Source organism: Streptomyces sp. HM190, assembly GCF_009857135.1.
Taxonomy (GTDB): Bacteria; Actinomycetota; Actinomycetes; order Streptomycetales; family Streptomycetaceae; genus Streptomyces; species Streptomyces heilongjiangensis.
The window spans coordinates 2,688,601-2,702,798 of record NZ_CP047318.1 but is presented as its reverse complement, the minus strand read 5'-3'; the positions used below and the strand labels follow the sequence as shown (position 1 = coordinate 2,702,798).

Below are 14,198 nucleotides of genomic sequence, written 5' to 3'. Positions count from 1 at the left end.
GGGGACGGCGGTGGGGCGCCGCGTGCAGATGAACAGTCAGAGGAACAAGGGGACGGGATTGAGGTCGTCGTACGGTGTCGGCGCGGACAGCCGGCCCAGCCGCACCGGCACGTCGAACAGCCGGCCGGGCGCGAACCGCGCCCAGAAGTGCCGCAGTCCGGGAACGACCACCTTCACCACCGGGATCCCGATGTCGGGCCTGGTCTGGTCGAGCACCAGCAGGTCCATGCCGTGCCCGCGCAGCAGCTCGACGACGGCGTCGACGTCGTCCCGCAGGTCCGGCCGGTGGTGGAAGGTGAAGTCGGCCGGGCCGCGCGCCGGGAGGGAGGGGTCGGGCAGCAGGTACGGCTGCGTCGTCACGGTCGCCCCCCACCACCAGCCGAGCGGTTCGGGCGCCGTCGTGCCGTAGCCCGTGCCGTCGGGCCGTGCGCCGATCACCGCGGGCAGCAGCTGGTTCATCTCGGTCAGCGCGCGGCGCAGCGCCACCGCCGGGTCGAAGTGCGCCCCGAACCCGAACATGATGTCCTCGGCGGGTTTGTCGGTGCGCCGCGACACCGCCGCGAACACCGGGACGCCCAGGTCGGAGGTGAGGTCCAGGACCCACACCGCACGGTTCATGTGCCGGTACAGGTCGAGGAGTTCGTCGGTCCAGGCGTCGCCGAAGCCGCCGGTGCCGTGCAGCCGCACACCGGGCTGCCGGGTGCGGTTGTACCACCACAGGGCGACGGCGTCCCGCTCCACCAGCTCCAGGAAGCCGTGCAGGATCGCGTCCTCCGGGCTGCTGCCCGCGGCGTTGCCGTTGGAGTCGGCGCGCAGCGAGCGCCGCCCGGCCACCGGCCGGGACGAGCCGTCGGCGGCGCCCGGGAAGTACAGCATGCCGGTCGGCAGCAGCCGCTGCCGCTGCTCGGTGAGCGACCACACGGGCGTCCAGTCGACCGGAGCCCGGTCGTCGAAGGGCTCGGGAACGTACTGGAACGCGTCGTGCAGGGCGTTCCACCGCTCACGGTCGCGGAACTGCCGGGGGGCGAACAACTGGCAGGCGTCCGGGGAGACGGCCACGTCCCCCAGGCCGCGCAGGCTGTCCCTGGTGCGCGGTTCGTCCCCCTGGAGGGTGCCGCTGTACCGCTCCAGCGCCTCGCACATGGCGCTCACCTCGGCGTCCAGCGCGGTGGCGCCCTTGCCGCCGCTGAGGTGACGCAGCCCGGCCCGCAGCCGTGCCAGGTCGGTCGCGCCCAGCGCGGCGTTGCGGCCCGCCAGGTAGCAGTGCAGGCCCGACGGTGCCCGCGGGTCCCTGCGGATCTCCTCGATCACCCCGGTCACCGGGCTGACCAGGTGCGCGTACCGGTCGCGGACCTCCTGCGGGGAGAGCGCCCGGTGCCCGCCGCCCCCGTACGGGGCCTTCGGCCGGGAGACGATGGTCACCGGCCGGCCCACCTGCCGTGCGACGAGGCCGGGGTCACCGCAGTCCGGGCACTGGGGGCGGCGCCGCAGCTCGTGGTGACGGGTCGTCAGGGCGAGCGTGTCCAGGGTCAGGACGGCGGACTGGCCCGGATAGCGGTAGCCGGCCAGCCACTTCGCCGTCTCCAGCGCGGTGAGCTGCGCGGCCGCCGCCGCGGACGGCGGCACCTGCGCGGCCGGCCTGGGCACCGGACCGGTCAGGCCGAGCGCCCGCCGCACCGGTGCCTCGCACAGCCGGTGGCCGCGCAGCCGGTGCGCCAGACACGACCAGCAGGGACCGGAGTCCGGCTGGAACACCGGGCCCACCCACGTGGTGGAACCACCGGGCCGGGACAGCAGCCAGGGCCGCCCCGTGGCCCGGTGCAGGGCGTCGATCTCCCGCAGTTCGGGGTTCAGGTAGTCGTCGCACACGACGAGGGACAGCGGGGCGAGGTCGTTCCCGGCCACACGGTGCGCGCCGTGGGCCCCGCCGTCCGCGGCCACCGCGAGTCCCGCGGCCCGGCACGCCTCCAGCACCCCCTCGGCGTTCGCCCCGCCCACCGTGAGGATCTCCAGCCGGGCGCCGGCCAGCCGGCGCAGCGCCACCGTGCCGTCCAGTCCGGCCAGCTCCCAGAACGCGCGGGCCGGCCGGCCCGCCTCCGCGGGGCCGCCGGTGACCGCGACCGGCGTCGAGTAGCCCACCAGACCGGCCTGCGCGAGCCGCCCGATCAGCCGGCCGACCTGCTCGGGCGGTATCTCGGGGGCCGCGTCCCGCAGCAGCGACGGCAGGTCCCTGGTGCCGTCCAGCAGGGGCACCAGGGCCTCGATGTGATCGCCCTGCAGCGCGGTCACCCCCCGGTCGGACAGGAGGTACGCGGCGTCGTCGGCGACGACCTCCGCCCTCAGGTGACTGCGGAACCCCACGAGCCGCGGATCGTGCGTTCTCGGCGGGTGCGCCGGACGCTCACCGAAGACCGCGGTCACCGCACGACCCTCCGGCTGCCGGGCCCCGACGCCGTGGACCGGGCCTGCGGGGACACGTCATCGGTCAGGCAGAAGCAGAGGAACGCGTGCGCGGTCGTCGGCTGGGAGAGCTCCTCGATGGTCAGGTCGCCCAACGGGTTCTCGGGCAGCGAGGGCGGCAGCTGCCCCTGGGCGAGCGTGACGCCGAACTCGTCGAGCACGGATGTGGCGTCCACCTGGTAGCGCCGGGACAGCTCCGGCTCCAGCCACGCCCGTGCCACCAGTTCCATGAAGCGCAGTTCCTGGCCGGGCAGCCGGTCGTCGAGTCCCCCGGTCTGGTCCGTGGCGCGGGTACCGTCGAGAGTGGGAATAACGCCTTCGTGCACGTTGCCCTCCGCAATGACCTGTGGATGGATCGGAAGTCGCCGTGATCGGACCGGCAGACAGGATTCTTCGGGCAGCGGGGTCGTCACCGACAGTGTTCCCCTCACGCCTCCCATGTGAATTCGTCATGGGTCACCGCCTCCGTAATTCACGCGGCAGCGATGAAGCGCTCACTGGGGCGGCGCGGGCCACCGTGCCACTGTGGAGCGCTCGGAAACGCTAGCCGAGCGGTTTTGGCTGGAGGGAGAACCACAATGGAGGTCCGGGTCCTGGGGCCGCTCGTCGCCCAGCTCGACCACACGTCCGTAGTGCCCAGCGCGGCCAAGCCCCGCCAGGTGCTCGCCCTGCTGGCGCTGCACGCCGGCCAGGTCGTGACCGTGTCCACCCTGCTCGACGAACTGTGGGGGGACGCGCCGCCACGCACCGCGCCCGCGACCCTCCAGACGTACATCCGGCAGCTGCGCCGCCGACTGGCCACGGCGCTGGGCCCGACCGCGGTGCGCGGCCCCAAGGACGTCCTGTGCACGCGGTACGGCGGCTACGCGCTCGACGTGGCCGGCGCCTATGACGCGACGGAGTTCCAGCGGCTGTCCGCGGCGGGGCAGACCGCCCTGCGCGAGGGATCCGTCCGGGAGGCGTCCGTCCTGCTGCACCAGGCGCTCGCGCTGTGGCGCGGCCCCGCCCTGGCCGACGTGCAGATCGGCCGGGCGCTGGAGGTGGAGACGGTACGGCTGGAGGAGACCAGGCTGGGCGCGCTCGACGCCAGGATCGAGGCGGACCTGCGGCTCGGCCGGCACGCCGCGCTGCTCGGGGAGCTGACCGCCCTGGCCGCGCAGCACCCCCTGCACGAGACCGTGCACGCGCAGCTGATGCTGGCGCTGTACCGCTGCGGCCGGCCCTCCCACGCTCTCGGCATCTACCAGAGGCTGCGCCAGTGCCTCATCCGTGAGCTGGCGTTGGAGCCGTCGACGCGGCTGCAGCGGCTGCACCAGGCCATCCTGCGGGCCGACCCCGTCCTGGAGTCCCCCGAACCGGCCGTGTCCGACGGCCCCGCGTCGCGCGTCAGGCCGCTGACCCCCGCCTCGGTCTGACCCGCGCCCCGCCCCGGTCCGTCCCCCCCCACAGCCCTCCCGGTCCGCCCCCCCACAGCCTCGGTCTGCCCCCCACCGCCCCGCCGCGGGCTCCCGGTCGCCCCGTGGCCCGTGGCCGGTGGCCGGTGGCCGATGGCGGGTGGCCGGTGGCCGTGCGGGCGATCGGGACGTTCCTCCCTCTTCGGGCCCTGTCGTGGTTTGGCGGCCCTTAAGCGCCGCTCCCGACGCTGTGGGCACTGCGGGGGCTGGTCACCTGGTGGCCACCGCGTGACGAGAGGAGTTCCGGGGCACTATGACGCGATATCTGAGACGCGGTGGCACACGCCACGACGGTCGCCTGCGCATGTTCTGCTTCCCCTACGCGGGTGGCGGCGCCTCCGCCTACGCGGGCTGGCAGCGGTGGCTGGGATCCGGCGTGGAGGTGCTGCCGGTGCAGTTGCCCGGCCGTGAGGGCCGGATGGCGGAGCCGCGCTTCACCGACCTCCCCGCGCTCGTCGCGGACCTGGACCGGGAACTCGGCGAGGAACTCGACGGCCCGCACGTGCTGTACGGGCACAGCATGGGCGCCCTCGTGGCGTTCGCCCTGGCCCAGTACCGCCGTGCCCGCGGCGAACGGCTGCCCCTCGCGCTGCTCCTCGGCGCGCACCGCGCCCCGCACCTGCCCGCCCCGCCCCTCACCCACGGCTACGTGGCGGACGACATGGAACTCATGCGCGGGCTGTCCGCGCTGGGAGGTCTGCCCCGGGTGCTGCTGGACCGCCCGGAATGGCTGGCGGCGCTGCTGCCCGTCGTCCGGGGCGACCTGATGCTCTGTGAGGGCGCCGGGAGCGTGGACCGCACCCCGCTGCCGATCCCGCTGCACACCTTCGCCGGCGCGGAGGACCGGCTGGTGACCGTCCCCGAGGTGCGGGAATGGTCGCTCTACTCCACGGTGCACTGCGAGACCGTGGTGGTGCCGGGCGGCCACTTCTACATCAGGGAGCAGGAGAGCGCCTTCCTCGACCGGCTCACGGAGGTCCTGAGCCGGTACACCGACATCGCCGACCTGCTCGGCATGGACCTGGTGGGGGCGCCGAGCGACTGACCCTCCTGCGGCGGTCCGGGCCCTGCGGAGCCCGAGGCCGCCGGCGGGCACCGGGCACACAGCGGCCGCCTCCCCTCCCGAACTCGCGGAGGGGAGGCGGCCGTTCGCGTGTGACGGGCCGTCCGCCCGAGGGGCAGCCCCCCGCGCGCCGGGTCCGCCGGTGCGCCCGAGCTACGGCTCGCCGTACGCCTACACGGTCGTTGGGCACGCCGCGCGCCCACCCGGTCGTTGGGCACGCCGCACGCCGCACGCCGCACGCCGCACGCCGCACGCCGCACGCCGCACGCCGCACGCCGCACGCCACCGGGATGCCGTCGGCGGGGTGTAGTCGTCGGGGTGGCTCAGCCGACGGGCGTCCGTCCCGCCGGGGCCGGGGTCTTCGGAGCCCGGCCTCCCGGTGCCGGGGTTCCGGGGGCTCCGGTGCCGTCGGCCCGCGCTCCCGCCCCGCCGGACGTGCCGCCGACCGCCGCGCGGCCCGGCATCAGCAGGGCGGCGACCACCGAGCCGACCGCCACGCCGGCCGCCGCCACGGTCAGGCCGACCCCGGCGGCGTGGTCGAAGGCCGACCTCGCGGCCGCGGCGAGCACCTGTCCCGCGTCGCCTCCGGTGCGTTCGGCGAGGGCCAGGGCGCTCTCCAGTGTGCGCCGCGCCGCCCGTGGCCGGCCTGCGTCGGTCATCGCGTCCGTGTAGCTGTGGGCCAGCACGCTGCCGACCACGGCGACGCCCAGCGCGTTGCCGAACTCCTGCATCGTCATGTCCAGCGAACCCGTCGCCCCCGACCGCTCCGGCGGCACCAGCGACATCACCACGTCCGTGGTGGGCCCCATCGCGAGCCCGAAGCCGATGCCCGCGAGGACCAGCCCGGCGAGGACGGGCGCGTAGCCCTCGCCCACCCGGCCGAGGACCAGCACCCCCGCCGCCCCGAGCGCCAGACCCACGGCGACACTGCCGCCGGGTCCGGCCCGGCGGACCAGCGCGGGGCACACCACCGTGCCGAGCAGCACGGCGAACGCCACCGGCATCACGGCGAGACCGGCGCGCAGCGGCCCGTAGCCGAAGGCGAACTGCAGCCGCTGGGTGAGCACGAACAGTGTGCCCGCCAGACCGAACATCAGCAGCAGGATGCTCACGCTCGCCCCGATGAACGGCGCCCGCCGCAGCAGCGCGAAGTCCACCATCGGGGAGGGGTGCCGGCGTTCCCACAGCACGAAGCAGACGCCCGCGACGGCGGCCACGGTGAAGCCGGTGACCGGCCCCGTGGAGGTCCAGCCGTGCTTCGCCGCCTGGATCGTCCCGAAGACCAGCCCCACCATGGCGCCCGTGCCGAGCAGCGCGCCCACCGGGTCGGGGCGGCGCGGCGAGGGATCGGCGGACTCCGGCAGCAGCAGCGCGCCGGCGACCAGCACCACGGCCACCGGCACCAGGTTCACCAGGAAGATCGAGCCCCACCAGAAGTGGCTGACCAGGGCGCCGCCGACCACCGGACCGGCCGCCACCCCCAGCGCGGAGCAGCCGCTCCACACACCGATCGCCCGCGCCCGTTCGGCCGGCGGGAAGACGTCGACGAGGACGGCGAGCGTGCCGGGCATGATGCACGCGGCACCCAGCCCCATCAGCACCCGCGCCCCGATCAGCTGGCCGGTGCCGTCGGCGGTCATCCCGACCAGCGAACCCACGCCGAAGACGGTGGTCCCGAGCAGGGTCGCCCGCTTGTGGCCGTACCGGTCGGAGAGCGTTCCGGCGGTCAGCAACGCCCCGGCGAGGGCCAGGGCGTAGCCGTCCACGATGAACTGGATCTGGCCGACGTCGGCGTCCAGGCTCCGCATCATCTGCGGGATGGCCACGTTGAGCAGGCCGTTGTTGAGCACGATCGCGAACAGGGCGAGGGAGAGCACACCGAGGATCCACCAGCGGCGGGGATCCGCGGTCTCGGTGCCGGTCATGGGTTCGGTCCTCCGTCGGTGGCGGGCACAGCGGTCCCCGCCACCCTCACGGGCCCCGCTGAAGGGGGACTTGCGGCGGGTGCCGTCGCCCCGTGCCGTGCCGCCGTCCGCTCAAGCCGCGCTTCAGCGCCGCTCCCTACGGTCCGGGCGGTGCTGCCCTCGGGTGAGCGGCGGCGAACACCGAAGGAGGTGCCATGGAGCTCCCGGTTCGGCTGCGGCAGGCCCGCTCCGCACTACTGCTGATCTTCCTCGTCCACGGCGCGGTCTTCGCCCTGCTGGTCACCCGCATCCCGGCGATCCAGGACCGGTACGGACTCAGCGACGGCGAGCTGCCGCTGGCCCTCGCGGCCGTCCCGGTCCTGGCCGGCGTCGGCACGGTCACCGCCGCGCGGGTGGTCCGCCGGGTCCCCCCGCACGTCGTGGTGCGGGTCGTGCAGCCGCTGATCTGCCTGGCGCTGGTTGGGGTGGGCGCGGGCGAGGCCGTCTGGCAGCTCGCCGTCTGCCTGGTGGCCTTCGGGCTGCTGGTGGGCGCCATGGAGGCGAGCCTGAACATGACCGGCGTGGGCATCCAGCGCGGCTACGGCCGCAGCATCATGCTGGGCTTCCACGGCGCCGCGAGCCTCGGCGGCATCCTCGGCGCGGCCCTGTCCTGGGCCGGGGCCCACTGGCACCTCTCCCTGTTCACCGTGTTCGCCTCGTCGGTCGTCATGCTGCTCCCCGCCGCGGTGGCGGCCGGCCCCCGCCTCGGCGCGCGGCCGGCCGGCACCGCCACCACGAGCGGGGCCCCGTCCGGCGCCCCGACCGCCGCCCCGTCCGACGCCGGGACGGCCCCGGCGCGGCCGGCCGGCCGGCGTGGCGTCCCCTGGAAGCCGCTGCTGCCGCTCTGCCTGATCATGGCCGTGTCCGTCGTCGCCGACTCCACCGCGACGAACTGGAGCGCCAAGTTCCTGGAGGACACCCTGCACAGCTCGGAGGCGATGGCGACCGTCCCGTACGGCCTCTACATGGTGGCGACCCTGCTGGGCCGCGCGCTCGGCGACGGCTGGGTGCAGCGGTGGGGGGCGGCGGCCGTGGTCCGGGCGGGCGCCGTGCTCGCCGCCCTGGGGTTCGCCGTCGTCGCCGCGGCGCCGGAACCCTTGACCGCCGTCCTCGGTTTCGCCGTGCTCGGCGTCGGACTGTCCGTCATCATCCCGCAGGCCCTGGTCATCGGCGCGCAGCGGCTGCCGGGGGCCGAGGACACCGCCGTGGCACGCGTCAGCCTCTTCAACTACGTCGGCTTCCTGGTCGGCCCGCCCCTGGTCGGGGCCGTCGGAGCCGCCGTCTCCTACCGCGCGGCCATGTGCGTGCCGCTGCTGCTCGTGCTGGGCGTCCTGCTCGTGGCCCGTTCCCTGACCGCGCCGGACCCGGCCGGATCCGCCGCCCGCGTCCCGCGCCCGGAGGCGCCCCGGACCACCGTCGGCTGACGGCGCCCCGCGTCCCCCGGCGCGGCGCCCGCCCGGACGTGCCCCGGCTGCCCGCACGGCAGCCGGGGCACACGCGTTCCCACCCCGCGCGCGTTCCCGCTCCGCTCCCGCGATCCCGTTCCCACCCCCGCGCACGCCTCCGCCTCCGCCCCCGCGCACGCCCCCGCCCCCGCCCCCGCTCCCGCGCGGGCCGTCCCCCCGCCGTTTCGAACGCGCGCGTGCCGTCGTCCCCGAGCCGTTCCCCGCGCCCGCCGCGCCCGCCCCCGGTCTTTAGCCGGGCCAAAGCGGCAGGGCCGACGATCCCCGCAGGGCGGATCCCAGGAGCCCGGCCGTGCGGCCCGGCTGCCCGGTCATCCATGGGTGAGCCAACCGACGATGGGAGAACCATGCGCTGGGAAAGCGTTTACGTGGCGGGGACGGGGGCCTGGCTCCCCGAACCGTTCTCCGCCCGCGCCGCCGTGGAGGCGGGTGAGTACGACCCCGAGCAGTTCGAGGCGGACGGCCTGCTGTCCGTCCGGGTGGCCGGTGAGGACGTCCCGCCACCCGACATGGCCGTGCAGGCCGCCACCACCGCGCTGAAGCGGTCCGCTCTGGCCCCGGAGACCGTGCGTCTGCTGCTGCACAACTACGTCTGGTTCCAGGGCCAGACCATGTGGCCCGTGGCCTCGTACGTCGCCGACCACGCCGTCCACTGGGGCGTGCCGGCGTTCGAGGTGAAGCAGGAGTGCAACGCGGCCGTCGGCTCCCTGGAGCTGGCGGCCCGGCAGCTGACCACCGAGCAGGACGAGGCCGCGGTGGTGCTCACCACCGCCGACCGCTTCGCCGAGCCGCTCATCAACCGCTGGAGCGCGGAGGCGGGCCTCGTCTACGCCGACGGCGGCACCGCCCTGGTCCTCTCCAACCGCGACGGCTTCGCCCGCGTCCTGTCGACCGTGACCCGCGCCGACAACCGCATGGAGGCGCTGGCCAGGGGAGCGGGCCTCACCCCGCTGCCCACCCAGGAGCCCTACGACCACGCCGGCCGCTTCGCCCACTACCTGCGCTCCCGCGGCGGCAACATCCGCGAGGCCACCGACCGGCTGGTCGCCATGGTCAAGGGCGCCGTCGACGACGCCCTGGCCGAGGCCGGGACCACGCCCGACGAGCTGGCCCACGCCGTCATCCCGACCGGCGGCCGCAGCAAGATGCAGTGGCAGGCCGAGCAGTTGCTGGGTGTGCCCGAGGAGCGCACCACCTGGGAGTTCGGGCGTCGCACCGGACACCTCGGCGCCGGCGACCAGTTCGCCGCGCTGAACGACCTCGCCGAGACCGGGGCCCTGCGTCCGGGCGACCGCGTGCTGATGCTCTCCGCGGGCCCCGGCACCGCCAGTTGCGCCGTCCTGGAGATCCTCCGCACACCGGGCTGGGCGACCCCGGCCGCCGATCCGCAGACACCCGAGGAGCAGCGATGACCGCGACCGTGATCGGAACCTTCCCCGGCACGGCACTGATCGACAACGCCGTGGGCACCGACACCGCCCCCCGCGTCGACAACGCCGCGGAGGTGTTCCTCACCGCCGCCGTCGCCCGGCGGCCCGACGCCCCCGCCGTGCGGGACCGCTACGGCGTGTGGACGTACGCCGAACTCGACGCCGCCGCCGACTCCTTCGCCAGGGAGCTGCGCCGCCGCGGCATCCGGCCCGGCGACCGGGTGCTCGCCCGCGTCGACAGCGTCAAGGAGTTCACCGCCCTGCTGTACGGCACCTGGCGCAGCGGCGCCGTCCTGGTGCCGATCAACCCGGGCATGAAGGCGTTCCACCTCCAGGCGGTGCTCGCCGACTCCGAGCCCTCCCTGATCGTCGTCGACGCCGCCGAACGCGCGGGCGCCGAGGGCCTGACGTGGCCCGCCGAGGTGCCGGTCGCCGTCGTGTCGGAACTGGACCTGTCGGGACCGGCCGACCCGGCCGCCCGCACCGGGACCGAGGTGCCCGCCGACCGGCTCGCCCTGCTCATCTACACCTCCGGCAGCACCTCGGCGCCCAAGGCGGTGGCCTGCCCGCACGGCCCCGTCGCGTTCGCCGCCCGCGCCATCGCCGCCCGGCTGGACTACCGCGCCGACGACGTCGTCCTGACCGCCGTCCCGCTCTCCTTCGACTACGGCCTCTACCAGATCCTGCTGAGCGCGCTCGCCGGCGCCGAACTCCTGCTGTCCGGGCCCGCCGACCACGCCCGGCTCCTCGGCTTCGCCCGCGACCACGGGGCGACCGTCGTGCCGCTGGTCCCGTCGCTCGGCGAACTCCTCGTCAAGCTCGCCTCCCGCGACCCCCGGCCCACCCGGATCCGCCTGTTCACCAACACCGGCGCCGCCCTCAACGCCCCCCTCATCGCCACCCTGCGCGAGACGTTCCCCGGCGCGTCGGTGGCCCCCATGTACGGCACCACCGAGTGCAAGCGCATCACCATCCTGGAGCCCGACGGCGACCTGGCCCGCCCCGGCTCGGTCGGGCCCGCCCTGCCCGGCACCGAGGTGCTCGTCGTCGACGACGAGGGCCGGCCGCTGCCGACCGGGGAGACCGGCGAGATCGTGGTGCGCGGCCCGCACGTGATGGCCGGCTACTGGCGGGCCCCGGAGCAGACCGCGCTGCGCTTCCGGCCCGGCGCGGACGGCGGCCCGGTCACCCTGCACACCGGTGACTACGGCCGCCTCGACGCCGACGGCCACGTCTACTTCCAGGGCCGCCGGGACGACCTGTTCAAGCGGCGCGGCTCGCGCATGAGTTCCGTCGAGATCGAGGCCGCCGTCCTCGACATCGACGGCGTGCGGGAGGCGGCGCTGCTCGTCCCGGAGGAGGACCGCGACATGGTCCTCTTCGTCGTCGGCGAGACCCCGGACGTCACCGGCGAGCAGGTGCTGGCCCGGCTCGGGGACCGCCTGGAGGCCGCCAAGGTACCGGACGTGTGCCACGTGCTGCCCGCGCTCCCGCTCACCCCCAACGGCAAGACCGACCGCAAGGAGCTGCGCCGACGGCTCATGGAGGGCACCGATGGCCACTGACCACGACCGCACCGGGCACCCCGCCGACGACCTGACGGCCCGCCGGCTGGTCGAGCGGTACGGCAGCCCCCTCTACGTCTACGACCTGGCCCGGGTGCGCGCCGCGCTGGAGGACCTGCGGGCCGCGCTGCCCCAGCCGTGCCGCGTCTACTACTCCCTGAAGGCCAACTCCCATCCCGATCTCGTCGCCGAGCTGCGCCGGGGCGGGGCCCGCGCCGAGGTCACCTCGCGCGGGGAACTCGCCGCGGCCCTGGAAGCGGGCCACCCGGCGGCGGAACTGATGTACTCCGGTCCCGGCAAGGTGCCCGCGGAGCTCGACGAGGCGATCGCGGCGGGGATGCGCACCTTCTCCGCCGAGTCCTTCGGCGACCTGGAGCGCATCGGCGCCGCCGCCGACGCCCAGGGCGTCACCGCGGACTGCGTCCTGCGGATCAACGCCGCCGGGGCGCCCGGCCAGGCCGGGCTGCGGATGACCGGCGGCCCGTCCCAGTTCGGCTTCGACCTCGACGACCTGGCCGAGCACGGGGCGAGGCTCCTGGTGAAGGGAGTCCGGATCGTCGGGATGCACTTCTTCCCGCTCACCAACTCCCGCGACGAGGACGGCCTCATCGCCGAACTCGCCCAGAGCGTGCGCACCGCCGCCCAGCTCCGCGAGGAACTCGGTATCCCCCTGCACCTGCTGGACCTCGGCGGAGGCTTCGCCGCCCCGTACGCGACGCCCGGCGAGCGGCCCGTGTACGGGAGGCTGCGCACGGCCCTGACCGCCGTGCTCGACGAGCACCTGCCGGGCTGGCGGGACGGCGAACCGGTGATCGCCTTCGAGTCCGGGCGCCACCTCGTCGGCGACAGCGGCCGGCTGGTGACCACCGTCACCGACGTGAAGAACAGCCGCGGCAACACCTACGCGGTGCTCGACTCCGGCATCAACCACCTCGGCGGCCTCTCGGGCCTCGGCCGGCTGCTGCCCCTGTCCGCCCGGCCGCTGGCGGACACCGGCCGGCCCGCGGACCCGGCCGACGACCTGACCGACGACCTGACCGACGGCGCCGAGGACCGCGAACCGGTCACCGTGACCCTCGCCGGCCCGCTGTGCACCCCCGCCGACATCCTCGCCCGCGCGGCCGAACTGCCCGGACTGCGCGCGGGCGACCTGCTGGCCTTCCCCAACGTGGGCGCCTACGGCCTCTCCGCCAGCCTGCTCGGTTTCCTCGGCCACCCGGCGCCCGCCGAGATCGTCGTGGACGGCGGCGAGACCGTCTCCGCCACCCGCCTGGCCCTGCGCCGCCACGGCGTCGCACCCCTCACCGGATCCCGTACGGAGGACCTCACCACCATGAACGAGACGACCACCCGGACGGCGCCCGCCGCAGCGGACGCACCGGCCGCGCCCTGGGACGCGACGTTCGAGACGCTGCTCCTGGAGGCCCTGCCCCGGCTCGCCGCCAAGGGCGGACTGCGGCCCGACACCAGCCTCAAGGCGGCGGGCCTCGACTCGCTCGCCATGGTGGAGGTCCTGGTCCGCGTGGAGGAGACGTACGGCATCGCCGTCCCCGACTCCGAGCTGGCGGCCGACACCTTCGCCACCCCCGCCTCGCTGTGGCGCGTGGTGGCCGCCCTGCGGGAGCAGTCCGTCGGATCGGCCTGACCCCCCAGCGGCCGGAGAGGAGACCTCATGCAGTGGGACAGTGTGTACGTCGCGGGGACGGGGGTGTGGCTGGGCGAACCCGAGTACGCCCGGTCGGCCGTGGAGTCCGGCGCGTACGACGCGGAGCAGTACGCGGCGGACGAGATCGTCTCCGTGTCCGTCGCCGACGAGTCCATGGCCCCGCCGGACATGGCCGTCCACGCCGCGACGACCGCGCTCAAGCGGTCCGGGGTGGACGTGGCGGACGTGGATCTGCTGATCCACAGCGGCATCTGGTTCCAGGGCGTCGAGATGTGGCCCGCCGCCTCCTACGTGGCCGGCCACGCGCTGCGCCGGGGCGTGCCCGCCTTCGGGCTGGAGCAGGAGTGCAACGGCGGCCTCGGCGCGCTGGAGATCGCGGCCCGCCAGGTCGCCGCGCGCCCGGACGGCGGAGCCGCGATGGTCACCACCGCGGACCGCTTCGGGGCGCCCCTGGTGCGCCGCTGGAGCAGCGAGCCCGGATTCGTCTACGGCGACGGCGCCACCGCGCTGCTGCTGTCCGCGCGGGGCGGCTTCGCCCGTCTGCTGTCCACGGCCACCGGCGCCGACAACTCGCTGGAGGCCGTGGTGCGGGGCCCCGGACTGCGTCCCCTGCCGTCCGGTGAACCACTGGACCTGCTGGGCCGGGTGGGGCACTACATGCGCGCCCACGGCGGTGTCCGGGAGGCCACCGAGCGCGTCGCGGCGGTGGTGAACGCCGTCGTGGACACCGTGCTGGCCGACGCCGGCATGGCCAGGACGGACGTGGACCGGGTGGTGGCCCTCGCCAGCGGGCGCAGCCGGCTGGAGTGGCAGGTGCCGCAACTGCTGGGCATCCCCGTGGAACGCGCCACCTGGGAGTTCGCCCGCACGGTGGGCCATCTGGGCGCCGGCGACCAGATCGCCGGGTTCAACGACCTGCTGGAGCGCCGGGAGCTGGCCGCGGGCGACCGGGTGCTGCTCGTCGGCGGCGGCTCCGGCTTCAGCTGCACCTGCGCCGTCGTCGAGATCCTCGACGTACCGCGGTGGGAGCCGCTGCGCGGTCCGGGCGGTGCCGGGCCGGCAGACGCGTGACCGGGTGCGCGGGCGGGAAGGATCCGCCCGCCACCTGCGGCTTCAGCGCCACTCCAGCGGCC

General features: G+C 75.3%; 10 protein-coding genes. 7 read left to right on the top strand and 3 right to left on the bottom strand.

What is annotated here, in order from left to right:
- Positions 1-36: 36 nt before the first annotated feature.
- Positions 37-2,421 carry a TOMM precursor leader peptide-binding protein gene (locus tag GSY65_RS11285; RefSeq protein WP_159767208.1) on the bottom strand — a complete coding sequence of 795 codons (2,385 nt, stop codon included), beginning with the start codon at positions 2,419-2,421 and terminating at the stop codon, positions 37-39.
- Positions 2,418-2,786: a TIGR04351 family putative TOMM peptide gene (locus GSY65_RS11280; protein WP_236579743.1), complete on the bottom strand. Its 369-nt coding sequence runs from the start codon at positions 2,784-2,786 to the stop codon at positions 2,418-2,420. The genes GSY65_RS11285 and GSY65_RS11280 overlap by 4 nt, the downstream gene beginning before the upstream one ends.
- A gap of 252 nt (positions 2,787-3,038) precedes the next feature.
- Here GSY65_RS11280 and GSY65_RS11275 point away from each other — a divergent pair, with 252 nt between their 5' ends.
- Both GSY65_RS11275 and GSY65_RS11270 read left to right on the top strand, forming a co-directional pair.
- Positions 3,039-3,875 (top strand): AfsR/SARP family transcriptional regulator, encoded by an 837-nt coding sequence (locus GSY65_RS11275; protein WP_159767206.1) that lies wholly within the window; start codon positions 3,039-3,041, stop codon positions 3,873-3,875.
- A 292-nt stretch (positions 3,876-4,167) separates the two neighbouring features.
- Positions 4,168-4,959: a thioesterase II family protein gene (locus tag GSY65_RS11270; RefSeq protein WP_236579742.1), complete on the top strand. Its 792-nt coding sequence runs from the start codon at positions 4,168-4,170 to the stop codon at positions 4,957-4,959.
- Between the two features lie 341 nt (positions 4,960-5,300).
- On the opposite strand, the gene GSY65_RS11265 is transcribed toward GSY65_RS11270, so the two are convergent.
- Positions 5,301-6,902 (bottom strand): MFS transporter, encoded by a 1,602-nt coding sequence (locus tag GSY65_RS11265; RefSeq protein ID WP_236579741.1) that lies wholly within the window; start codon positions 6,900-6,902, stop codon positions 5,301-5,303.
- A gap of 194 nt (positions 6,903-7,096) precedes the next feature.
- Between GSY65_RS11265 and GSY65_RS11260 the strand changes: the two genes are divergently transcribed.
- The 5 genes from GSY65_RS11260 to GSY65_RS34300 all read left to right on the top strand — a co-directional run bounded on the left by GSY65_RS11260 (position 7,097) and on the right by GSY65_RS34300 (position 14,136).
- A complete protein-coding gene (locus tag GSY65_RS11260; protein WP_159767205.1) occupies positions 7,097-8,365 on the top strand; it encodes an MFS transporter in 1,269 nt (422 codons plus the stop codon).
- Between the two features lie 386 nt (positions 8,366-8,751).
- A complete protein-coding gene (locus tag GSY65_RS11255) occupies positions 8,752-9,816 on the top strand; it encodes a ketoacyl-ACP synthase III family protein (RefSeq protein ID WP_159767204.1) in 1,065 nt (354 codons plus the stop codon).
- Complete coding sequence (locus GSY65_RS11250) at positions 9,813-11,399, top strand: class I adenylate-forming enzyme family protein (protein WP_159767203.1); 1,587 nt, start codon at positions 9,813-9,815, stop codon at positions 11,397-11,399. Before GSY65_RS11255 ends, GSY65_RS11250 begins: the two co-directional genes overlap by 4 nt.
- Positions 11,389-13,044 (top strand): phosphopantetheine-binding protein, encoded by a 1,656-nt coding sequence (locus tag GSY65_RS11245; RefSeq protein WP_159767202.1) that lies wholly within the window; start codon positions 11,389-11,391, stop codon positions 13,042-13,044. Before GSY65_RS11250 ends, GSY65_RS11245 begins: the two co-directional genes overlap by 11 nt.
- Before the next feature lie 27 nt (positions 13,045-13,071).
- The gene (locus tag GSY65_RS34300; protein ID WP_159767201.1) at positions 13,072-14,136 is read left to right on the top strand and encodes a ketoacyl-ACP synthase III family protein; all 1,065 of its coding nucleotides are present in this window, start codon (positions 13,072-13,074) and stop codon (positions 14,134-14,136) included.
- The last annotated feature ends 62 nt before the right edge of the window (positions 14,137-14,198 follow it).